The sequence below is a fragment of the Staphylococcus sp. 231237_7MaSpsaltlick genome, assembly GCF_043107035.1.
In genome coordinates, this window is sequence record NZ_JBICNX010000003.1 from 299205 (window position 1) to 324100 (window position 24896).

Annotated in this window: 21 protein-coding genes; 6 read left to right on the top strand and 15 right to left on the bottom strand. The window is 33.9% G+C overall.

Features of this window, described 5'->3' with window-relative positions:
• From dhaL to ACF91D_RS07570, 8 genes are all read right to left on the bottom strand, one after another.
• Positions 1 to 576, bottom strand: a complete 576-nt coding sequence (gene dhaL / locus ACF91D_RS07535; protein ID WP_042738130.1) for a dihydroxyacetone kinase subunit DhaL — start codon at positions 574 to 576, stop codon at positions 1 to 3.
• A 24-nt stretch (positions 577 to 600) separates the two neighbouring features.
• Positions 601 to 1572, bottom strand: coding sequence for a dihydroxyacetone kinase subunit DhaK (gene dhaK, locus ACF91D_RS07540; protein WP_107527770.1), 972 nt, complete (start codon positions 1570 to 1572; stop codon positions 601 to 603).
• 208 nt (positions 1573 to 1780) lie between these two features.
• The gene (locus ACF91D_RS07545; RefSeq protein WP_107527769.1) at positions 1781 to 2797 is read right to left on the bottom strand and encodes a FecCD family ABC transporter permease; all 1017 of its coding nucleotides are present in this window, start codon (positions 2795 to 2797) and stop codon (positions 1781 to 1783) included.
• Entirely contained in the window at positions 2794 to 3771 is a 978-nt protein-coding gene (locus ACF91D_RS07550) for a FecCD family ABC transporter permease (RefSeq protein ID WP_371130142.1), read from the bottom strand. The genes ACF91D_RS07545 and ACF91D_RS07550 overlap by 4 nt, the downstream gene beginning before the upstream one ends.
• 34 nt (positions 3772 to 3805) lie before the next feature.
• Entirely contained in the window at positions 3806 to 4609 is an 804-nt protein-coding gene (locus ACF91D_RS07555; RefSeq protein ID WP_107527768.1) for an ABC transporter ATP-binding protein, read from the bottom strand.
• A gap of 320 nt (positions 4610 to 4929) precedes the next feature.
• A complete protein-coding gene (locus tag ACF91D_RS07560) occupies positions 4930 to 5766 on the bottom strand; it encodes a YitT family protein (protein WP_042738125.1) in 837 nt (278 codons plus the stop codon).
• A gap of 508 nt (positions 5767 to 6274) precedes the next feature.
• A complete protein-coding gene (locus ACF91D_RS07565) occupies positions 6275 to 7504 on the bottom strand; it encodes a NupC/NupG family nucleoside CNT transporter (protein WP_042738124.1) in 1230 nt (409 codons plus the stop codon).
• A gap of 389 nt (positions 7505 to 7893) precedes the next feature.
• Positions 7894 to 9612: an ABC transporter ATP-binding protein gene (locus ACF91D_RS07570; protein WP_107512420.1), complete on the bottom strand. Its 1719-nt coding sequence runs from the start codon at positions 9610 to 9612 to the stop codon at positions 7894 to 7896.
• Between the two features lie 220 nt (positions 9613 to 9832).
• On the opposite strand from ACF91D_RS07570, the gene pbp4 reads away from it, so the two are divergent.
• Positions 9833 to 11128 (top strand): penicillin-binding protein PBP4, encoded by a 1296-nt coding sequence (gene pbp4, locus ACF91D_RS07575; protein ID WP_042738122.1) that lies wholly within the window; start codon positions 9833 to 9835, stop codon positions 11126 to 11128.
• A 548-nt stretch (positions 11129 to 11676) separates the two neighbouring features.
• Here pbp4 and tagD read toward each other — a convergent pair.
• The 4 genes from tagD to ACF91D_RS07595 all read right to left on the bottom strand — a co-directional run bounded on the left by tagD (position 11677) and on the right by ACF91D_RS07595 (position 15269).
• On the bottom strand, positions 11677 to 12075 hold the full coding sequence (tagD, locus tag ACF91D_RS07580; RefSeq protein WP_042738121.1) for a glycerol-3-phosphate cytidylyltransferase: 399 nt from the start codon (positions 12073 to 12075) through the stop codon (positions 11677 to 11679).
• A gap of 92 nt (positions 12076 to 12167) precedes the next feature.
• Entirely contained in the window at positions 12168 to 13226 is a 1059-nt protein-coding gene (locus ACF91D_RS07585; RefSeq protein WP_107527611.1) for a glycosyltransferase family 2 protein, read from the bottom strand.
• On the bottom strand, positions 13223 to 14317 hold the full coding sequence (gene tarB, locus ACF91D_RS07590) for a teichoic acid glycerol-phosphate primase TarB (protein WP_107527610.1): 1095 nt from the start codon (positions 14315 to 14317) through the stop codon (positions 13223 to 13225). The genes ACF91D_RS07585 and tarB overlap by 4 nt, the downstream gene beginning before the upstream one ends.
• Before the next feature lie 151 nt (positions 14318 to 14468).
• Positions 14469 to 15269, bottom strand: a complete 801-nt coding sequence (locus ACF91D_RS07595) for an ABC transporter permease (RefSeq protein WP_042738118.1) — start codon at positions 15267 to 15269, stop codon at positions 14469 to 14471.
• A 377-nt stretch (positions 15270 to 15646) separates the two neighbouring features.
• Between ACF91D_RS07595 and tagH the strand changes: the two genes are divergently transcribed.
• Positions 15647 to 16441, top strand: a complete 795-nt coding sequence (gene tagH / locus ACF91D_RS07600) for a teichoic acids export ABC transporter ATP-binding subunit TagH (RefSeq protein WP_042738117.1) — start codon at positions 15647 to 15649, stop codon at positions 16439 to 16441.
• Between the two features lie 611 nt (positions 16442 to 17052).
• On the opposite strand, the gene tarA is transcribed toward tagH, so the two are convergent.
• Complete coding sequence (gene tarA / locus ACF91D_RS07605; protein ID WP_107528098.1) at positions 17053 to 17808, bottom strand: N-acetylglucosaminyldiphosphoundecaprenol N-acetyl-beta-D-mannosaminyltransferase TarA; 756 nt, start codon at positions 17806 to 17808, stop codon at positions 17053 to 17055.
• A 304-nt stretch (positions 17809 to 18112) separates the two neighbouring features.
• Here tarA and ACF91D_RS07610 point away from each other — a divergent pair, with 304 nt between their 5' ends.
• Positions 18113 to 18865: a M50 family metallopeptidase gene (locus ACF91D_RS07610; protein ID WP_042738115.1), complete on the top strand. Its 753-nt coding sequence runs from the start codon at positions 18113 to 18115 to the stop codon at positions 18863 to 18865.
• Between the two features lie 258 nt (positions 18866 to 19123).
• Here the strand turns inward: ACF91D_RS07610 and ACF91D_RS07615 are convergent, their stop codons facing one another.
• A complete protein-coding gene (locus ACF91D_RS07615) occupies positions 19124 to 19768 on the bottom strand; it encodes a metal-dependent transcriptional regulator (protein ID WP_042738114.1) in 645 nt (214 codons plus the stop codon).
• 120 nt (positions 19769 to 19888) lie between these two features.
• On the opposite strand from ACF91D_RS07615, the gene ACF91D_RS07620 reads away from it, so the two are divergent.
• The 3 genes from ACF91D_RS07620 to mntC are packed head-to-tail and all read left to right on the top strand — an operon-like array spanning position 19889 to position 22393.
• Positions 19889 to 20620, top strand: a complete 732-nt coding sequence (locus ACF91D_RS07620; protein WP_042738113.1) for a metal ABC transporter ATP-binding protein — start codon at positions 19889 to 19891, stop codon at positions 20618 to 20620.
• Between the two features lie 16 nt (positions 20621 to 20636).
• Positions 20637 to 21470: a metal ABC transporter permease gene (locus ACF91D_RS07625; protein ID WP_042738112.1), complete on the top strand. Its 834-nt coding sequence runs from the start codon at positions 20637 to 20639 to the stop codon at positions 21468 to 21470.
• Entirely contained in the window at positions 21467 to 22393 is a 927-nt protein-coding gene (gene mntC, locus ACF91D_RS07630) for a manganese ABC transporter substrate-binding lipoprotein MntC (RefSeq protein WP_042738111.1), read from the top strand. The genes ACF91D_RS07625 and mntC overlap by 4 nt, the downstream gene beginning before the upstream one ends.
• Positions 22394 to 22721: 328 nt before the next feature.
• On the opposite strand, the gene ACF91D_RS07635 is transcribed toward mntC, so the two are convergent.
• The gene (locus ACF91D_RS07635; protein WP_042738110.1) at positions 22722 to 24773 is read right to left on the bottom strand and encodes a cation:proton antiporter; all 2052 of its coding nucleotides are present in this window, start codon (positions 24771 to 24773) and stop codon (positions 22722 to 22724) included.
• Positions 24774 to 24896 lie beyond the last annotated feature (123 nt).

The following is a 24896-nucleotide window of genomic DNA, read 5'->3' on the forward strand; positions in this document are numbered from 1 at the left end:
TTAATCCTCTCCAATCAATGCATTCAATATATATACGCTACTTTGTGCCCCTGGATCAACAAAGCCAACCGAGTCAGCTTTGAAATAAGATGCTCTCCCTTTTGTTGCTTCAATATCCTTTGTCGCATTTGCGAAGGATTGCAATTTCTCCATATCAACCTTTTCACCATTTCGAACCGCTTCATTAGCACGTTCTATCACGTCATACATTGTTTTCTCATTTAAACTCACTTTCCCTCTTTGGGCTATCGCTTCAGAAAAGGCCTGCAGTAACGCTTTAACATTTTCATTATCTATGTCATCCTCAACTACTTGTGACATTTTAACAAAGCTAAATCCATACAACGGTCCAGATGCACCACCTATATTTGACATTAATGTCATACCCGTAGATTTGAATAAATTTTGCATGGAACTATCATCGATATGATCCGGTAAAGCTTTGAATCCTCTAACCATGTTCACGCCATGATCACCATCACCAATGGCTCTGTCTAATTCAGTAAGTTCACTTTCCTTGTCCTCAAATACAGATACTAACTCAAGTAATCTATCTTTCATCGCTTTGACATCCATTATTATTACACTCCTTTAGTTAATCTAGACCAAATTAAAATAACTACTACTTGTTTCTGCAACAATAGCTTGCGATAATTCATCATTAACAGGTACAAAGGTCAACGATACACCTTGCATATCTAATGCAGTCATATAGTCACCAACTAGCCAGTGTGCTACTGTGATATTTTTACCTTTTAAATATTCAGCTACATACTTGGCTACAATATTTAATTCAGATAAAGGTGTGCCACCCATACCATTAACCATCACGATTAAATGGTTTGCGTCTACTTGCTTTAACAATTCATCACTAAGGCGAGCAACGATTTGGTCGACTGCGGTCATTTTTTCCCTGGACAATCCTTTTTCCCCATGAATCCCAACGCCAATCTCTATCTCATCATCAGCGATATCGAAACCATATTGCCCAGTAGTCGGTACCATTGGCGCTGTAACAGCCATGCCTATTGATTTAATTGTTGGTAATACTTGGTCCAAACGTGCTTTAATGTCATCTAATTTGACTCCTTGTTCAGCAAGGTACCCTGCATACTTATGAACTAATACGGTACCTGCAACGCCTCTTTGTTTATCCTCATCACTCACTGCAATATCATCTTTCACTACAATAGATGCAACTTTGATATCTTCCATTTCAGCCATTTCTTGAGCCATTTCAAAGTTCATGACATCTCCGGCATAGTTTTTAATTACTAATAATACGCCATCTCCATTATCAACCGCTTTAATCGCACTTAATATTTTATCTGGAGTTGGAGAGGTAAAGACTTCACCACACACTGCAGCGTCTAACATACCTTGTGCCACATATCCTGCATGTGCAGGTTCATGTCCACTGCCACCGCCTGAAACAATAGCAACACCTTCTTGTTTCTTATCTTTTCTAACAATGACTGAATCGGCAATGAGCTCAATATTTTTATTTACTTCTAACATGCCGTCAAGCATATCAGATAAGAACTGAGTTTTATCTTTAATTAGTTTTTTCATTTTTGTGGCCTCCTGTTCATAATATCCATATATCCATTTACAGTATACATCACACATAATTGTAAACGCTAACATAATTCATCAGGCTATTTTTCCATTCTAATTGCTTAACAATGATTTAGTTTTAATTTTAAAAAAATACCACAACCTAGCGTGTTGCTAAGTTGTGGTAGGAAAACATCTATGATGCACTTAAATATTCACATCTTTAAACTGATTTAGTTTTATACATTAAATATAAGAAATATGGTGCCCCAATAATTGCTACAACAATACCTGCTGGAATACCTGAAGGCTGTAGTATCACCTTACCTAACGTATCTGAAACAACAAGTAGTAAAGCACCAATCAATATAGAGATTGGCAAGAATAATTGATGTCTAGGACCGACGATTGATTTGGCGATATGAGGGCCCATTAGTCCAATAAAGCCAATAGCGCCAGCTACAGATACTGCTGCAGAGGACAATACAACCGCCACTAGCAGTAGGACAATACGCTCTTTGCCTATTTTCACTCCGACACCTTGCGCAATATGTTGATGTGTATTTAATAAATTCAAGACATTCGATTTAAATAATAGATATGGCACTAGAATAACTACCCATGGTAAGAAAGCAATAACAAAGGTCCATTCATCGCCCCAAATATTACCAGCAAACCATGATGCCATAAACTCAGACTGATCTTTATCAAATGTAGACATCAATGTTAACGAACCACCACTTAAAGCTGCTGCCATACCGACACCAACTAATACCATGCTAGCCGGAGAAATACCTTCACCTCTGTTATAACTAAATGAAAATATAATAATTGCTGTTAATATACCGCCTATCATACTAATAATTGGCAACACATAGACAAAGTTTTCAGCATTCACCTGACCAATTACAATAAATAAGGCAATGACAAAACCACTACCTGCATTGATACCCAGTATCCCTGGTTCTGCTAATGGATTGCGTGTTACACTTTGCAAGATAGCACCGCTCATAGCTAAGGCTGCTCCAGCAAGAATGGTGATAAGCATACGTGGCAACCTAAATTCCATTAATATTAAAGTATCCGTATACTCACCTTGCCCAAACAAGGTCTTAAAGAATGTGCCTACAGACATCTTATATTCACCAGATGTCATACTCCAAGCACATGCTAATAATATCAAGATGATCAAGACAATCATTGTAACCCACTGTTTATATCTCAGTTTTGGATCTATCATGAGAATCGGCCCCCTCTTTTAACTAAATATAAAAAGTAAGGTACGCCGATAAATGAAATAATAGCGCCAACTGGTGCCTCGCCTAACATACGTGCTACTGTATCAGCGACCAACATGAGCAAGCCACCAACAATTGCCGTTAATGGTATCACACGGGCATAGTCAGTACCAACCAAATAACGAACAATATGAGGTACCATTAAACCAACAAATGCAATTTGACCCACCATTGCAACTGCAATACCGGCTAACACCATCGATAATACTAATGATATACCACGTGTCATACTTACATTTTGTCCAAGTCCTTTAGCCAAGGTTTCACCTAAATTAAGAATCGTTAACTGTTTACTCATTGCAATAATAATCGTTAAAGCAATAATAATAAATGGCGCTGCCCAAACAAGTTGATGCCAAGTCGTTCCGGAAACACCACCAGCACTCCAAAATGTCAAACTCTGATTCAGACGGAACAATAGCGCTACACCTTGGCTTAATGCAGTCAATAAAGCACTTACTGCTGCACCAGCTAAAATGATACGCATAGGATTAAATCCATCACTTCTAGATCTACCAATCATTAAGACTATAAATCCGCCCATTAATGCACCAAGGAAACCGGCAAACATCATTACTAAAAAGGGTGCCGATGGATAAAATGCAAACGTCATCGCTAACATAAAGGAAGCACCTGAGTTCAATCCAATTAAACTTGGATCTGCTAAACCGTTTTTAGTCACACCCTGTATCACAGCCCCTGAAGTTGCTAATGCCACACCGACCAGCATTGCTCCTACATCTCTCGGTATTCTAATTTCACTAATAATGTTATGTTGTTGATTATGTTTATCATAATTGAAAATTGCATCAATTATCGTTGAAAGGTGAATCTTTGCATCACCTAATAATATGGAGACTAGCAATGCAGCCACCAATAAACAGATACTGATAATCAGCACTGTCGGAAAGTTCATCTTGCCTTTTCTATTTGTCGACATAATTTAACTCCTACACTTGCGAATAGCTCTTCTTACACAAATCATAAGTTACAAGCATTGGTTTACCTGTACGTGGATCTGTGCTGATTTCAACATCAATATTGAATACGCGTTCTAATATATCCTTCGTCAACACACTTTCTGTGTCGCCATCTGCAATAATATTTCCATCTTTCATTGTAATTAAATGATCGGAAAAACGAACTGCTTGGTTAATATCATGTAACACCATAATAATTGTACAACCTTGTTCTTGATTCAAACGTGTTATCAACTCTAATATTTCTAATTGATGTGAAATATCTAAGTAAGTTGTAGGTTCATCTAAAAATATAATATCTGTTCTTTGTGCTAAGGCCATAGCAATCCATACACGTTGTCTTTGTCCACCACTTAAATCGTTAATTGAACGATGTTTAAAGTCAAACGTTCCCGTTACCGTCATTGCCCAATCAATTTCCTTTTTATCTTCTGCAGATAAACGTCCGAAGCCCTTTTGGTGTGGAAAACGACCATAAGAAACTAATTCGCCAACAGTTAAACCATCTGCGACTTCCGGTGACTGAGGTAAAATTGCAATCTTCTTAGCTACCTCTTTTGTTGATTGTGCATGCAAGCTTTCCCCATCTAACTTGATTTCACCATCTTTAATAGGTAACAATCTAGATAGTGCCTTTAGTAAGGTTGATTTCCCACAACCATTCGGTCCAATAATCGATGTAATCTTCCCATCTGGAATTTGCACGTCTAAACTATTAACGATAACATTATCTCCATAACCGATTGTTACTTGTTCTCCATTTAAGCGAGTCATAAGTTCCCTTCTTCCTATAAAATAAGCTTAAGTCTCTATTTATATTAACCACTAATTTATCAAATTTTGTCGATTATCACGTTAATGATAATCATTATCATAAGTGATATTATATCATCTTTGAATTCTATTGACTATGAAATTTTACCATTGCTTGTAGATACCGAGATGAATTAAATAGCATTACTTGATAAGCTCAGTCGTCAAATCTATACCGACAATCATCATCAAACTTCATAGCAGAATAGAAAAAGACTTGTCGCTAGATGCTGTTTCCATCCATAGACAAGTCTCATTTTTATAACACTACTTTAAGGCGATTAATGTTCATCAATTAAAAAGCCATTTCCATAAACATCACGCACATCGTGAATAACTAAAAATGCATTATCATCAATCTTCTTAATTAATCGCTTTGCCTTCGTCACTTGCGTCTTAGTAATAACTACATACAAAACGTCTTTATCTTCTCTAGAGAAATAACCTCTACCATTTAAAATAGTTAGCCCACGACCTACTTGTTCATCAATCACTTTAGCAATTTCATCTGGTTTACTAGAAATAATAGTCATTGCTTTTTTCGTATTTAAACCTTCTATTACGTAATCCATTACTTTAGTACCGATATATAAAGAAATTACAGTTACCAATGCACTCGCAACCGGAATAACAGACAATGAAATTGCCACAACAATCAAGTCAAAGAATAATAGCGCATATGGCGTACTGACATCGAGATACTTGTTCGCAATACGTGCAAGAATCGTTGTTCCTGCAGTAGTTCCACCAGCAAGTACAATCACACCAATACCAAGCCCAACACACGTTCCACCAAATACTGCATTGACTAAGATATTGCCTGTTTCAATTTCCCAACTTTTCGTTACTTCCAAGAATAATGATATAAGCACTGTTGCCACTATTGTTAAATACATGCTACGTTTACTTAAAAATTTATAACCAATCGCTATAAGAATCGCATTCAAGACAAAGTTTGTAATACCGGGCGAGATGTGAAAGGCATAATAGAGTACGATCGCTAATCCGGTTACGCCTCCCTCACCTAAATCCGCAGATATTATAAAGGTATTGACGCCAGCAGCAAAAATAAACGAACCGATAACGATTAATATTAAATCACGTACTGTTTTATTCATCCACATAACCCCCTCTTATTTAGTTCAATCAATTGAATGTTAGCAAATATTCTTTCACATCACAACACTATCTCCAAAAAAAGTTATTAAAATTAACATCTAAAAAATGCCATAATGACGGCACTTGTAAAAATTATTTATTTATAATTTTAAAAATTCTGAATTTTCGATTTACTTATGCACTTCTATTTGCTATAATAATATCTATCTTCTTATTGATAGCCAATAAGAAGCCATCTCCTTTGTGTTGTTTATAGTAACAAACAAAACAAATTTTTGCTCGAGTGTATTAATAGTACCTAGTCCTTACTATTGATATACAATTAATTCATTTCCCGTAAAAGCCAAGTAATGATGAATGTGTCTCCTCACTTCATTCACTTGGCTTTATTTTTTTATCCCATTTATATCAGAACATTCTTATCTTATTATCAATTTTATACTGTAAAAAAAATAGACTAGGCGAAATATAACTTCACCTAGTCCAAGAAATATAATATTTAATTCATTACCACGCAAACAGACCTACAAATCCTGCAGTCATTAATGATACTAAGATACCTGCTAATAACATCATCGGCACGTATTTAGAAACAAAGTCAGATGTTTTTTGATCAACTATTCCTTTTAACGTACCAACAATCATACCGATTGTTGAGAAGTTGGCAAATGAAATTAAGAACGTCGTAATAACTGCTCTTCTATGTGGAGAGTATGACGCAACGACATCTTTAATTTGACCCATCACTACAAATTCATTTGTCACAATCTTCTTAGCCATTTGTTGGGCAACTACCCAAGCTTCATCAAATGGTAGACCTAATAATAAGGCAAATGGATACATTACAGTACCAAGCATTTGGTCTAAGCCAAAACTACCCTTCACACCAATCCATCCACCAATAATTCCAGTGAATAAATTAATTAATCTATCTAATAAATCTGATAATGCTACAAAACTGATGACAAACGCAATAATGATTAGAACTAACTTTCCAGCATTCAAAACGGAATCACCTAAGAATGAGAAGAATGGTTGACGTTCAACTTCATTATTCTTAATGCTGTAAATGATGTCTTCTTTTTCTTCAACACTTACCGGATTTAAAATACAAGCTACAATAATTGCATTAATAATATTTAACGGAATGGCTGTAAGTACTAATTCACCCGGTACCATAGTTACATAAGCACCAACAATTGCTCCTGATACAGAACTCATAGACATCATTGCAATTGTTAATACGCGTGTCTCATTCATTCTTTTTAACTGTTCATTTGATACAGCTAAAGCTTCAGTATTTCCTAAAAACATCATCTCAATACCAAAGAATGATTCAAACTTAGGTTGACGTGTAATTTTCGCTAAAACCCAACCAATTGCTCCAATAAGCTTTGGCAAAACATTTAAATACATTAAAATATCAAATAACGGTACTACAAGTAAAATTGGAAACAGTGCGCTCACTGCCATATCCATCGCACCTGGTTTCACCCAACTTGCAAAGGCAAATCCAGTCCCTGCATGCGCGGAATTAATCATCCAAGCAATACCATTCGCTAATCCTTGAACCCCTGCTCTTCCCCAAGGGAAATAAATAAAGAACCATGCTAACACTAAATTTAATAGTACTAATATCCCAATTGATGTCCATTGTATGTTTTTTCTATTTCTAGAAAATAAGACTGCTATGCCTAAGAAAACGAACAATCCAATTATGTTAATAACTAAAAACATAATACACCTACCATTTCAATTTTATATAAAGATACGATATAAATCCTTAAACCACATGCTATGTAAAACAAATAAAAGGTAAACACCTATAGCTATAAGTTTGATAAGAACGAAGTCATATCTTGTACAGTAACTATGTGTGTTCACCTTCATTAACCTCATTTATTATCTTATTCTCTCTATAACTTATTATAAATGCCATTTTAATTTACATTGCATCCTTATAATTCAAAACAATTATAGCATGTATGTACTTTATAGAAAATAAGAATTTTAAAGTTCGATTTATTGGTGCTATTCAACTACTAACACCCATTAATATTCGGTTTACGTGATGAAAACGCATTCACATTAGCGGGATATTTTGTATTTTGTATTTTTCTCTCATCTTAATCTGCTAAATTTTGTGTATTTACAAAGGCTTGATATTTCTCATGCGTCGCCATAAGTTCTTGATGTGTGCCTTTGCCCGTAACTACTCCTCCATCTAAAAAGATGATTTGTTCTGCCTTTTTGATTGTCGATAATCTATGGGCAATCACAACGGTTGTTCTATTTTCCATCAATACTTCTAATGCTTCTTGTATCTTTCTTTCACTTTCACTGTCTAAATTTGCAGTTGCTTCATCTAATAGTAATATGTCAGGATTTTTCACAAAGCTTCTTGCGATATCAATACGTTGTCGTTGACCACCAGACAATTTCAAACCTCTTTCACCAACCAAAGTATCATAACCATCTTCAAACTGTTCTATAAACTCATGACAATTTGCCATTTTCGCATAATGTATCAATTCTTCGTCAGTCACCTGTCGATTTATACCATATAGGATATTATCTCTAATCGTGCCACTCATTAAAGAATTAGACTGCATGACATAACCGATTTTTGCTCTCCAATCTGCCAATGATAAATCATAAATAGATGTACTTCCATAAGTAATTTCGCCTTGTTCGATATCATACATACGCTCAATAATATTAAATATTGTACTTTTACCTGAACCTGAGGGTCCAACAAATGCTGTCACTTTACTATATGGAATTTCAAATGACACATCCTTTAAGATGGGCTTTACACCATATTTAAAATTCACATCCGCAAATGTTAAGTTACCATCCGGAATCGTCAATTGATCATTAAATTCAATTGTTTCAATTGGTTCTTCCATAATTTCATGAATTCTGCTACTTGCACCAATTGCCTTTTTATAATCGGTTACTAACGTAGATAAATTAACCAATGGCGTTGATAATTGAATCACGTAAAATATCATCGCAATCAACGTACCTGCAGTAATCGCTCCTGTAGATATGCGTATTGCACCAAAGCCTAGGATAACTGCAATCGTTAATAACATGATTACACCCGTAATCGGTTGAATAATTGCTGTAATTTTCGCTTGCTTTAAACCTAAAAAATATATTTCTTTTAGATTTTTATGTGCGTTATCTAACTCTTCGCGCTCAGTATTAGATACCTTGACCAATCTCATTTCTGTTAATACACGACCTAATAAACCACTAAAATTGGCAATTTCTGACTGGGTTTTCTTAGAAATAGTTTGCATTATTTTACCAAGTGGTATCATGATTGCTACAAAAATAGGAATCGTAATAAATGTTAATAGCGTCATTTTCCAATCCATAATAAAAAGCATGATTAAAGAACCGATAATAGTTAATACGGATGGTAATAAATTAGGTAACTTTTGCGAGATAAATTCATTAATCACCTTAGTATCATCTGTTAAACGACTCATCAATTGACCACTTTCATTTTGGTCAAAGAATGGCATTTTCAAATGAATAATATGACGCCACAATAGCGAGCGTATCGCATAAATAATCTTCTCACCTATCTTACTTAGTAAATAAAGCCCAATTCCACTAAGCAGAGCGTTCAAGATAAATATGCCGACGAATGCAATTAGGAAGTTCCAGTTGAAGTTTGTAAATGAAAACTTATCAACAAGTTTACCTGTAAAGAATGGAACAACAAGTCCTGTGATACTCCCTAAAGATGATATACACACGGCAATAACAATTAATCCAACAGGCCATGTTAACTTTTTGAATAAATAGAACAATGGATTCTCTTGTTTCATTTTTCCTACCTCTTCTGAAATTTTGTTATGTATATATTTTTAAAAGTGCAAAAATACACGCGATAAATTATATGTGTTTATTGATATTAATTTTCTAATAAAAACATGCGCAAAACAATATTCCGCCCCATTTTTAGCAATGCAATAGTTTTGCTAACAACATACAATATGCTAAACTAGGTCTATTATTAAAAAAACTGAATATGTTAGAGGGTATGTTATGTTTAAAAGATTAATTTTGACAATTATCGCTTTATTTTGCGTCAACGTAATTATAACACCTTTTGCCGATGCGGAAACAGTAACACCTACTCAAGCGGCAAATCAATATGGTTATAATGTATCCGACGCTTATCAGCCAGAAGGTGCTATGAATATCGCTCAATCTGGACAAATTTTATATCAATACAATGCAAACCAAAAATGGTACCCAGCATCAATGACTAAACTGATGACTATGTACCTGACACTTGAAGCAGTAAAAAAAGGTGATCTCTCTTTAAAGGACAAAGTGAAAATTACGCAAGATCACTATCGTATGTCTACACTTCCAGAGTTGAGTAACACTAAACTTTATCCTGGTGAAACATACACAATCAAAGAATTACTACAAATTACTGTTTCAAACTCAAGTAATGCTGCTGCACTTATTTTAGCTAATGAAGTCTCTGACAACACTTCAGACTTCACCGATAAAATGAATGAAAAAGCAAAAGAAATTGGCATGAAAGATACACATTTCGTAAACCCAACTGGTGCCGAAAACAAACAATTAAAAGACTTTGCTCCTAAAAAGTATAAAAATGAGGATAATTCTACTTCGACTGCAAAAGACTACGACATTCTATCCCAACGTGTGATTCAAGATACACCTAAAATTTTATACTTTACAAAACAGTTAGCACCAACCCAACATGGTGTAACCTATTATACATTTAACCATTCACTTGAAGGTGCTGATATGAGCTTAAAAGGTACCGATGGGTTGAAAACTGGTTCAAGTGACCAAGCTGACTACAATCATACTATAACAACGAAACGTAATGGTTTTAGAATTGTACAAACAATCATGGGTGCTGGTAATTACAAATCATTAGGTGGCGAAAAGCAACGTAATATGATGGGTAATGCATTAATGAACATGTCGTTCGACCAGTACAAATATGAAAAAATTCTATCTAAAGGCGAACATAAAATTAACGGTCATACATATTATGTAGAAAAGGACCTCTATGATGTTTTACCAAAAGATTTTGATAAAGATGACTATAAAATAGTCGTAAAGGACGATAAGGTACACATCGAATATGATCGTGAATTTATTTCTAGTAAATATGGTCCACCTTCTGTAGAAGTGAACAAACCACTCGTGCACAAAGCTACGACTGTTGTTAAATCTACATGGGATGACCATCCAATTCTAACTTTATTAGGTATGTTATTGATTATTGCAGCCATTGCAATTGTGATTTATCTCATCATTGAAGCAATTCGAAAGAAATCATCTAAAAAATAATCATTGCTTTAGTTAAACTACAATGCTGTAACTTGTTGTAGCATACTAATAATATATGCATTACAGCACAATCTATCACTACAATCGAAAAATAGTCTTGGCCATAAAGTAAAGCCACTGCAGAAGATTAAATGCATCTTTTGCAGTGGCTTTTCATATTTTTATATATATTACTCCCTTTCCTAGTGTATGCGTTGCTCCTTAGCCTTGAAATCTTCCTATCCCTATATACTATCACACACAATGCTTCAAGCAGAGAAATTATGATCACCTAATTTAACCCATATCGTTCTGTAAGTTTATGAGTTGCCTAATCTTTATGCCATATTATACGTTGACTTCTGTAGGAATAGTACAAGCCGTAGACTACTGGATAAAGCGCCACCAACAGAAAGTGTGCATAAAAAATATGCCAACAAGTATTTTAACTTGTTAGCATTAAATGAATGTTATGACAAATATTAAAAAATATCGATACACTCAGTAATCAACATTAACAGCACGAATCAAAGCAAGCACATGTATCATTAATATACATCTCGCTTAAATTATTTAGCTGAATCACCATATAATTCTTTTTTAATTTTAGTCGTTGAAATACCTTCAGTACGATTTAAATAAATCACTTCACATTTATCTTTCAAGAAGTCAAACTCGCCTTCCCAATCATGGCCCATTACAAATTTATCAATTTCATAACGGTCAACATCGATTTCCTTTTGACCCCATCCACTTTCAGGAATAACAAGGTCCACATAACGAATAGATTCTAACATCATTTTTCGTTGTTCAAAATTATAATATGATTTCTTGTTTTTCACACGGTTAAATTCGTCAGTTGATAATGCTACGACTAGATAATCGCCCATTTCTCTCGCTCTTCTTAATAGTTCTATATGTCCGTAATGTAACAAATCATATGTTCCATAAGTAATTACACGTTTCATTCACTTAATCTCCTTAACATAAAATTAAATTTAAATTTACATTTTTAAGAATTATAGCATAACAAACCTAAGTTTACGAATATTCGAAGAATTTAGCGATTTAGGTATTGTTTCAATTTTTGCTTTCCTCTAAATGTTGTACGCTTCGGTAATACTTCAACTTTAAATCTCAAATAATTTGGGCGACCAATGCCACATCTTAATAATGCTGATTTCCACTGTTCATACAATGCTTTATTCCACTTTGTACTACCATGTTCAACTACGTTTACAATTCTAAATAATGCTTCACCAGAATAATCAGTCCTTTGCATATCATCAAGATAATTGATTACAACATCTAGTAAGCTTTGATTAAGTTCACTATTCTGAGTTAGATATGCTTGTATTAAATAACTGACAATTAACTCGTCCATTCGATAACTATAATAGATACGTTGGTTTCTCAACGGTAACAAGGGCATTACTCTAGCTCTAGCTTCCCTAGCATCAGACATATAGGCAAGAAATTCTGTTGCTCTACGTTGCGTAACCGATCCTTCGACTTCATGATAACCATAGACAATTTCTGATAGCACTTGAATATCCTTAGCCTTACGATAGGCTTGAATAATAAAGGAATGCTCCTCACAAAATACAATATCCTCATCAAAGCGCAATGATTTAAAGTCAGCGCTAAATAATTTTGCTCCCGGTCCAATTGATTGCATAATTTCAGGACTTTGAGCTAAATTCACTTTCATATCCTTGCACATCGCCTCATGCGTCGGTACTGGCTTCCACTCTCCAGATACACCTCGTCCTATTTGACCAATGACAATTTCAACATTGCTATCCTTCTGATAACAGTTAGCCATCAAATCTATTCTACCTGGCAAGAATATATCATCCGCATCTATAAACATAAATACATCGCCACTTATATTAGTTAATCCGACATTTCTACTGGCAGCCGCACCCTTATTCTCTTGATTAATCACTTGTATATGCTTATATTCCTTTTGCAATTGCTTCAGTACGTCTTGTGTATCATCTGTAGATCCATCATTAACACAAATCACTTCAAAATCATGTTTAGTATCTATAGATGCAATTGTACGCCTAATTGTACTTGCTGCATTATAAACTGGAATAATTATTGAAATTTTCATACTTTCACCATTTCTTCTATAGTTTCTATAACTTTCGTTAAACTTTGTGTCACATTATACTCATGCCAAGATTTAAACAACGGTTGTAAGTCACTTTCATACTTTTTGATATTTTGAATCAATTCACCTTCATTATATACCTTATACATGTCGGGAATCTCATAATAAAAAGTATTCAACCCTCGCTCAGTTTCATATTGTTGTTCATCATAAACATAAAGTAAAGTCGGTTTATTCAATAAACTTGCCTCAATTGCCAATGAGCTATAATCACTAATAATGATATCAGCCATAATCATTAAAGATTGTAAATTGATTTCTGTATGTTGTTCATTGACTATAGATGGGTGCAATTTACTAAATAAAGTATAGTTCGGTAATGCAGTTTCAAATTTATGTTTATCTATCGTTCTATTCGCTTGATGATGTTCTCGATAAGTCGGCACGTATAGTGCAACTTTACCTTTAATACCATATTGTTTTTTTAATTCTCGTTGTCGTTGTGTAATATCAACCGTACGATACGGTACTAATCTTGGCAAACCTGTTCTAAGCATCTGTGCATCTGTTGCTCCAAATGATTCTTTAAAGCATGTTACCATTGGTTCACCACCAACAATGTATTTATCTGTCGCATTATAAACTTGTCGATATTGTTCAACCATTTTGTTATTATTCAAATCAACTTGGTGATCTGTTAATCCGAAATTTTTTAAAGCTCCTGCAGCATGCCAAGTTTGAATAACTGTTTGCCCTTCTTTCTTGAGAAAGCCACCCATGAGTAAATAGTATGTGTCGATAATAATAACCTTTGCTGTACTCAAATATTTCAAATGTTTATAAAGTTGTTTATTGCCTGCTAACACATAAGTCACATGTTCCAAATGCTGGGTATATTTTCTATGCACACCCTTACCAATTACTGTAATTTGATAATTCCCTTTTCGATTGAGCCCTTCAATAATGGGTAACATATCCTCTGGAAATGTCATCAAAATAACAATACTTTGTTGTTTCACCTTTTTCTTACTGAAAAGTATATTTAAAAATTTTGTCATAAAAATATATAGTGCTTTTATCACTTGCCTCAAATTATTCACCGCCAAATGGATTATATTTCATCAGTCCTTTTATTATATCTATCTTAAAGTAAAATTTATAGAAAAATCCTTTGACGACATTACTTGCCATCAAAGGACCATTGAACTCACTATATTCAACTTTTATTGTCTATTTGTCATTTTACATAAAGTCTGCAAAGTGATCTCTATAACGCATATGCAAAATAGAACCAATCATAAATAAGAACAGTATAATAAATAAATTATATAACGTTAATTCCCAGTGCGTAATAAAGTACCATTCTTTATGCAACACTGCAGAACGATATGCTTCTGCAAGATAGTAAATCGGATTCAATTGCATTACCTGTTTAACAATACCTTCAGGCGGTACAATAAGAATTGAAGATGCAAAGAATACCATTCGCATCAGTGCTTGAATCGCTTGTTGTGTGTCCTTTACTAACACACCTAACGTTGAAGTGAAAAGTGCTATTGTTGTCGTTAATATCAATGCAAAAGGCACATATAATAATAATTGCAATGTATAAATAGTAGGATAAAAACCAGATATCGTACACAATAATATCACTACAACCAATAAGGCAAGGTGCCCATAAAATCTACTCATAACAATGTAAGACGGAATAATGGATAACGGAAAGTTCATCTTCGCAACATGATTATACTTTGTAGCAATGGCTTTAGTTCCTTCTAACACACCTTGGTTAACAAAGAACCACATGCTGATACCGACAAGTAACCAATAAATAAATGGCACACCATCAACATCACTATTGCTTCTGATACCCAGACCAAATACAAACCAATAAACCATGATTTGTAAAGCTGGGTTGATTAACTCCCAAGCCATACCTAGATAATTATTCGTGTTTGAGATTTTCAATTGGAATTGGGCTAATCTTTGAATAAGATAAAAATTCTTAATATGTTCTTTAAATACAACCCACACAGCATTCATTTAAATAAACCACACTTTCAATCGATTTGACAATATTGTATTTCTTTTTCACTTTGGTTAAACAATATACTGCGAAACTTTTATAAATATCATAACAATTTCTTTGCTAAGTTTTAATAGTATAATTTATATACGCTAGCCAAATCAGCAGTAACTTCATAACAAATACAATTGTAATTTTTAAAACAAACAAAAAAACATTAATTTCTTTTTTCTTAATAGTTGATTTTATGCCAATTATTAAGTAAACTTTAACAACTGTATAAGTCTAATAATAGTAAAATAGTACTCACTTACTTTACAATAGGTTAATAAATTTAACAACCAATATAATATATAATATACTTGAAGTAACTGTAAATAAGGAAGGTAAAAATATGAATGTATCAGTTAGCATTGAAAATGTAACTAAAGAGTACCGTATTTATCGCAACAATAAAGAACGGTTGAAGGATGTTATCATACCTTTTCACAAAAATAAAACTTTCTACGCACTTAACGATTTATCTATCACTGCTTATGAAGGTGATGTCATCGGACTTGTTGGCATAAATGGATCGGGTAAGTCTACATTAAGCAATATGATTGGTGGTTCATTATCTCCTACCGAAGGACATATCGAGCGCAATGGCGATGTCAGTGTTATTGCGATAAGTGCAGGATTAAATGGTCAATTAACAGGCATTGAAAACATTGAATTTAAAATGCTATGCATGGGTTTCACACGTAAAGAAATTAAAGCACTAACGCCACAAGTCATTGAATTTAGTGAATTAGGCGAATTTATCTATCAACCTGTTAAAAAATATTCTAGTGGTATGAGAGCTAAACTTGGTTTTTCTATCAATATTACAACCAATCCGGACATTTTAGTTATTGACGAAGCATTATCAGTTGGTGACCAGACATTCGCTCAAAAATGTCTCGATAAAATTTATGAATATAAAGCACAAGGCAAAACAATTTTCTTTGTCAGCCACAATATGAAACAAGTACGTGAATTTTGTACTAAAATCGCTTGGATTGAAGGCGGAAAATTAAAAGAATATGGTGAACTCGATGAAGTATTACCGAAATACGAAAAGTTCTTAAGTGGATTTAAAAAACGTTCTAAAAAAGAACAAAAACAATTCAGAGAAGAATTAGATGCATCAAGATTCGAAGTAAAATAACTAATAAACTTTAATAATACAAAAATAAGACGTAACAAGCTGTTAAATTAAAGCGCATTGTTACGTCTTATTTTTGAGCTTCATAACTGTCGTTTTCGATTCAACAGTAAACTCATGAATTTATGTGTATCGGAAATACATTCCAATCGTCTAAATAAAAGAGCTATTCCTTGATGGATTAGCTCTTTCCACAAATATCATACACATTATTTTATGTCTGTTTTTTTATGTAGCATCACAATTTTTCTAGGACGTATTTTGGTGAGACTCCTGAGGGAACAGGACAAGCTGAAGACTATAGGCTGAAGCTGTCCCCTAGGAAAGCGAACCAACAGTACCAAATTTTAAATAAAAAGCCAGTTTATAAAGTATTAAGCAATTCTTAAATTCATAATTGATGTTATATTTCGACACAAATTTAAAAAGAAGTCCGTAGTCTATTTTTTTATGTAGCATCACAATTTTTCTAGGACGTATTTTGGTGAGACTCCTGAGGGAACAAGACAAGCTGAAGACTACAGGCTGAAGCTGTCCCCTAGGAAAGCGAACCAACAATACATAACTCAGACTCTTGATAATATTAAATATTCACCTACTAAATAACATCTATTTTAAACATTTTTACGCTTAAACTTCATTTTCAAAACATTTACAATAAATTTCGGTATTGCCTTCGTTCTGCCTATGCGCTTCCAATCTATAATCACACGATAAACCCACTCTAAATTTAACTTTCTAAATAGTTTCGGAGCACGTTTCTTAGTACCACTAAATACTTCAATTGATCCACCTACGCCCATAAGCAAAGTTTGTTCAAATTGATTAGCATGCTGTTCAATCCAAGACTCTTGACGTGGGTACCCCATCCCAACAAATATATAATCTGGATTAAATGCTTTAATTTGCTTTACCACCTTATCATCTGACAATTCAAAGAATCCATGGTGAAAATCAAATTTAACGTTAGGAAACTGAGCTTTCAATCTTGCATATGCTGCTTTTACAACCTCATTTTCTGCACCTAATAAAAATACTTTCTGATGTTGCTCATTTGCTATATTCAGACAAACTTCCATTAATTCAATGCCCGGGACTCTTTCTTTTAATGGTGTTTGTAATAATTTAGATGCCATAACAACACCTGTACCATCCGCAACAACATAATCAGCAGAATTTACCAACGCTCTATATTCAGTATCTTGTTGGGCATAATCTACGATTTCAGGATTGGCTGTAACGATAAATAAATTGTGTTGTGTTTGTTTTTTGAAAAAATATATAATGTTTTGTTTCATATCAGCTAAAGTTACATTATCAAAAAATACTGACAATACATTTATACGTCGTACTTGCTTAGTTTCATTCATTTATTCAATTCTCCTATCTCCATGATTCCATTCTACTTTATGCTTATTTTACTGTCATATTAACACAATCATTATAGTCAACATATTATAATATAATACGTCCATTGTTAAAGATACATCAAAAGTCCGTATCCTTTATCTTGTGATATCCTATATAATTTATTTTATAGTTACTCTAAACTATAAATCATTTACATAAATTATCCATTTCACCTATGTCATCCCATCAAAGACATGATAGCCTTTGATTCATAGTTTTATAGTACTTGTAGCATCAATGAAATTTAAAATCGAGGTAGTATTAATGACTTATATACATGATTTTTTCAGCTCCACCATACAATTGAATATATTTTCGGTCATCGTTGTTGCTTTACTTTATATTGTTATACACAACTATCGCCATAAACCATTTAATCGCTTTTTAGATATATATTTAAATTATATTCCTGTTCTAACCCATGAATTTGGACATATACTTTTTAATAAATTGAGTAATGGTAAGGCTAAGGATTTAGTCATCGTCGCCTCACCTAGAGAACGCGCTGAAACTTCGCAACAAGGTTATGCTATCACCCAATCTACCAGTCGTATTGGTCAAGCAATCACTACATTCGGCGGCTATATTATGCCTCCTTTAATGCTACTTATCGGGTTTGCAGCAATTAAATCGACTTACCCTAGTTTATTTATAGCAGCTTATCTAGTCATATTCATATATTTTGTTATTTTAACATCTAGAAAATTATTACCGACACTCATCATCTTAGTGCTCATCATTGTATTATATTGCTTATTCCATAGTGATAATCAACTCATGATGACATATGTCGTTACTTTTACGTATCACTTTATTATCGCCGTTCTATTAGGCGAAGTCTTACAATCATCATGGACGATTGCTCGATTGACTTTCTCTGGACATTCAGTAACTTGGGATGGTAGTACATTGAAAGACTTAACCCATATTCCAACTGTAATATTTAGTTTAATTTGGATTGGAATCAATCTTTTTGTCGTTTATCTTTTAATTACAAACTATTTATTTAATGGATAGCATTTTAATATCATATAGACACTTTAAAGACTCGATCGATGCCTTTTAAACACTGCATCAATCGAGTCTTTATTGCTTATAATCATACTGGCATTCCCATTTTTTATAAACTAAAAAACAGACCACTGCATGACTTGCATATCGTCGTACAGTAATCTGTAATCTATCCGTATCTATATTATTATGTAGCTATAAACACTACAATATCTGCTCCATTTACCTAGCGTCTCAGCTTGTAATACCCTCGCAGTCTATCCTTTATTTCTCAGCATAAATATGCTCGGCATTATCATAGCTCAATATCGTAATATTATCTTCTTTCTGCACAATAATTACTTTATTCGTATCATCTTTATTAACTATTGAAACTTCTTCATCGATTAGTATATCTTTACTCGTTAGATATACTAAAAGTTCTGTTCTATCTCTCACGCGCTTAATCGTTACCTTGTCCCCTGCCTCAAATGATAACAAATTATTTGTATATAATTCTTTATATTGATTATTTCTCGGAATGACACCGCCATGTGGGCAAGTAATCGGATATTCTAATAATTTGTCTAATCGTTCGACAAATAAATGTGATACACGATGCTCCAATACCTCAGCTTCTTGGTGCACTTCTTCCCAATTATACTGCAACACTTTAATTAAAAATAATTCTAGTAATCGGTGCCTTTTAATGATATCTAAAGTATATGTTAAACCTTGTTCAGAAAGTTGGACGCCTTTATATGGTTTAGTAGTAACGTAACCAGATTTTTCGAGTCGGCTAACCATCTCACTGACTGAAGGTGGCTTAATGTTTAAATACTGTGACAAAGTCTTATTCGAAACGAATGAACGGTCGCCGTCATGCGTTAAAATTGCTTTTAAGTAATCCTCTTTTTCTTCAGTTAGCATTCTCTCACCTCTCAAATCATTCACTTTATTGTACCACGAATCTACTTGACACGCTAAAAGTTCGTAGTATATTATAATATAAATTAGGTTAACCTAAAATTTTATTTAAGGAGGTCTAACGTGTTAAAAATTCAAAATTTAAATCTTACTTTAGGGAATAAAAGTGTGTTAAAAAATATAGATTTAGACATACCTATCTCCGGGGAAATAATTGGCATTATGGGACCAAACGGTGCAGGGAAATCATCGTTATTGAAGTCGATTATTGGTGAATTCAAATCGACTGGTGTAGCCAATTTAGAAGAACGTCCTGTCCAAAGTGCGCTTAAAGACATTACGTACATTCCTCAAAAAGCGCATATTGATTTAGACTTTCCAATCAAAGTTGAAGATGTTATCTTATCTGGTGCTTATAAAGACATCGGTTGGTTTAAATGGGTCAACGGCGATACCCGCTTGAGATTAAACCAATTGTTGCAAACTTTGGAACTACAGGAATTGCGACATCGTCAAATATCTGCTTTAAGTGGTGGTCAATTACAACGTGTACTTGTAGCCCGTGCACTGATGACTGAAAGTAAATTATACTTACTCGACGAACCATTTGTTGGGATTGATTTTCATAGTGAGCAAATCATTATGACACAATTACGCCAGTTGAAAGATGAAGGCAAGTTATTACTTATCGTCCATCATGATCTATCTAAGGCTGAAGAATACTTTGATCGTGTAATTCTATTAAATAAAACACTTCGCTATTTTGGAGATAGCAGCACAGCAATGCAACCCGATTATTTAAATCGTACATTCCTAAGTGCTACTGCTGAAGATGATAGCGAAGTAACACAGTAGAAAGGACGTAACTGATATGGATTTTATTCAACATTTATTTGACTATTTGTTCCTTAGAAATGCCTTAATCATTTCCATTGTCGTAGGTATCGTCTGTGGTACTGTGGGATGTTTAATCGTTTTAAGAGGACTATCACTTATGGGTGATGCAATGAGTCACGCAGTTCTACCTGGCGTAGCACTATCATTCTTCTTCCAAATTCCTATGTTTATAGGTGCCTTAGTCACAGGTATGATTGCCAGTATCTTTATTGGATTCATCACTAAGAGTAGTAAGACTAAACCTGATGCTGCAATCGGTATAAGTTTCACTGCATTTCTAGCAACAGGTATCATTTTGATCAGCGTCATCAATAGTACGACAGATTTGTACCATATCTTATTTGGTAACATACTTGCCGTAACACATGCTACGTTCTGGTCAACTATCATCGTCGGCATTATCGTAATGATTCTCATCATTGCATTCTATCGACCATTGATGGTTTCTACATTTGATCCTACATTCAGTAGAATGAGCGGGTTAAATACGACACTAATTCATTATTTTGTTATGCTATTACTGTCTCTTGTTACAGTTGCTAGCATTCAAACAGTTGGTATTATCTTAGTTGTTGCACTATTAATCACTCCTGCCTCTGCAGCATTTTTAATAGCGAAAAAATTGCGTACTATGATGATTATTTCTAGCTGTATCAGCACAATCAGTTCAATTGTTGGACTATACTTCAGCTATGTATATAACTTGCCAAGTGGTGCAATGATTGTTTTATGTGCATTCTTTATTTATATTTTAGTGTTTATTGGTAGTAAACTTAATTTCTTTAAAAGGGAAGGAACAACTGTATGAAAAAAATAATTTCAATCGCTCTTATTTTCTTATTATTCCTAGCCGCGTGTGGCAATGGAAAAAGCGGTACAAGTTCAAATGAAAAATTAAAAATCGTAACAACTAACTCAATTTTATATGACATGGTTAAAAATACAGCAAGTAAAGATGTCGAAATACATAGTATTGTACCTGTAGGTCAAGACCCTCATGAATACGAAGTAAAGCCTAAAGACATTAAAGCACTTACAGATGCAGATGTCGTGTTCTATAATGGTTTGAACTTAGAAACTGGTAATGGATGGTTTAAAAAGGCACTTTCACAAGCTAATAAATCATTAGACGACGACAAAGTAATTAAAGTATCAAAAAATGTAAAACCAAACTATCTTCATGGCGCTAAAGAAGGAGACGAATCAAAGCAAGACCCTCATGCATGGTTAAGCTTATCTAACGGTATCAAATACGTTGAAACAATTAGAGACACATTGTTAGAACGCGATAAAGGTCACAAAGATGAAATCAGCAAAAATAGTAAAGCCTATATCGATAAACTTACAGAACTAAAAAATTCTAGCCAAGAAAAGTTCAATGATATTCCTAAAGCAGAAAGAAATATGATTACTAGTGAAGGGGCATTCAATTACTTCTCACAACAATATGACATAAAACCTGGTTATATTTGGGAAATCAACACTGAGAAACAAGGTACTCCTGAACAAATGAAACAAGCAATTGATTTCGTAAGAAAGAATAACCTTAAACATTTACTAGTTGAAACTAGTGTAGATCATAAGAGTATGGAAAGCTTAAGTGAAGAAACTGGCCGCGATATCTACGGTGAAGTATTCACAGATTCTATCGGTAAAAAAGGATCTAAAGGTGATTCTTATTATAATATGATGAAAGAAAATATCGAAACAATCCATGGTAGCATGAAGTAATCATAGATTTGGGCTATTAACCTCATTGAGGTGAATAGTCCCATACCGTACGTTACCCTCCTAAAAACGTACGGTATGGTGGTATTCAAGCCTTAAATAATCTCCCAAAAATCATAAATGGTAGGCTCCTCCCCCCATTTATGACATGTAGCAGCTAGGTTACACACCTAGAAAAAAATCACTTGAAGCCTATCTCATTTAATTGAGTAGATAGGCTTCATTTTTTTATGTATTTTAAATATAAAAATAAAAGAGACAGGATTGTAGTCATGTATAGATAGCTAAGTGCGTACCATTATACAAGCGTCAATCTTGTCTCTTTTTATTATTAATCTGTTAAACTATCTACGATGATCATTTCGTCATAGTTTATCGCTTCCCTAATTTTTAATGCTGTCGCTTCACTTACTTCTTCTTCTTCAATTAATTGATTTAGAATTCGGCGTTGTTCCTTCAAAGCAACTAACTTAATTTTAGTTATTGAGTTTTCATTTTTAGGATTAAAGAAGTTCGATGGTGTTAAGTTATCAGTTCGTAGTAAATAACTATCACATACCATACCTACTTCTAATTTATTATCCTCTGTCGTTTCCTTTGCTAATCTACTAACGACTCTATAATGTACTGTTCTCATCACATTAGAAATTTCTCTTAAATTGTCTACAACTGATAGTGATGATGCAGCATTCGTTTTAACTTTGTTTTTGATTCGACGTTTTAAAATCATCGCTCTCAACTCCACTTTAATACGTTGTATTAATGAAGCTTGTTTATAAACTTGTGTACGTTCGGAGTAGCGCATATAGTTGTCTAAAACATTGGTAGTGATGTCTCCATTTTCTACTAACCCATTCAATGTTTCATTCTCTACGTCGAATGCAATTTTTTGTAATCTTTGTAGTTCTTTTGTATTTTCATCTTCATTTTCTACCGTTCTAATAAAGGCAAGTTTATCGTGATAATCCTTGATTACATTACCATACTGGAAGCTTGAATCCACCGTAGACATTTGATTTAAACTATCTATTACCTTTTCTAAAATAAATACACGGGCCTGTTTAAAGTTCATACCTTTAATCTTAGGCGATTCCGCATTTGGTGTTGCAAATGGCAATATCAATTGGGCCACAATTAAACTAATTAAGACCATTCCAGATGCTACAAATAATAAATCATCTCTAAACGCAAATGAATGGTGATTCGCCAACATGTACGGTAATGTCAGTGCGATTGCTAATGAAATGGTTCCATGTACACCACATAACGTCATAATAAAGGCATACATACTACGCTTAGGCGGTGCTTCTGTAGATTTTTCTTCATCTTGATTATAGGAAATCATTTTTTGGAAGGGACTAACTGGTAAATAAAAATAAGGATATAACACGAACACCCATAAAAATCTAAACAGATAAATCGCTAATGCGACTAAGAACGTCACCACGATTAAAAATACCAAGTTATGCGGTTCATTTTCTATAATTCTTCCGACAACTTCTGGTACTAAAAATCCTAAGATAGTAAACACAAATCCATTTAATGCATAACCTAAGATATTCCATGTATGGTTATAACTCATTTGTAAACGCGTACGTGCTTGTGCAATTCTATCTCTTTCAAAACCATGAACGAGACCTGCTACAACTGCTGCAATAATACCTGAAGCGTGGAACATTTCGGCAACCAAATAAGTTACAAATGGTGTGACAAGTTGAATAAATGTAAACATGTTGATATTTTCAATACCACGTCGTGTGAGTGTAACTCTAAATCGTACTAATGCAACACCGATAATGATTCCGACAATAAATCCACCAATGGAAGAAATTAAAAATTGAGCAATTGCATTAGTAACAGAAAATGCACCCGTAACTAGTGCTGCTACAGCAATTTTAAAAGATATGATACCCGCTGCATCATTTAACAAAGATTCACCTTCTAAAATTGTCATAGACCCCTTCGGTAAGACTTTCCCATTTGTAATAGCTTGTACAGCTACGGCATCAGTAGGACATAAGATAGCTGCTAGTGCGAATGCTGCCGCCATAGGTAAATCCGGCCAAATCCAGTGGATAAATAAACCTACTACGATTACCGTTGTAACTACTAAACCTAATGCCATCATCAGTACGGGTTTAATATAACGTCTCAAGTGCACCCTTGAAACCTTAACCCCTTCCACAAATAGCAATGGTGCAATTAATGCAACCATAAACAGTTCCGTGTCAAATTGAAATTCTACTGGTATCGGTGTGACATATAAAAGCATTCCCAAAATGATTTGAATGAAGGCAAGTGGTACCTTTGGAAGAAATGTATGTACAAATGAACTAGCGATAACAAGTGCTAAAAAGATAAGTATCGTTTCAAATATTTGCAAGGTTTCACCTCTTTTCTATTTGAGATTTACTGTTCATAATTGTTGAGGTTGAAACATAAAATCAATTTTCCCGTGAATTAATTACATGTATTATTCATAGTTAATAACCGATGAATAAGCGCT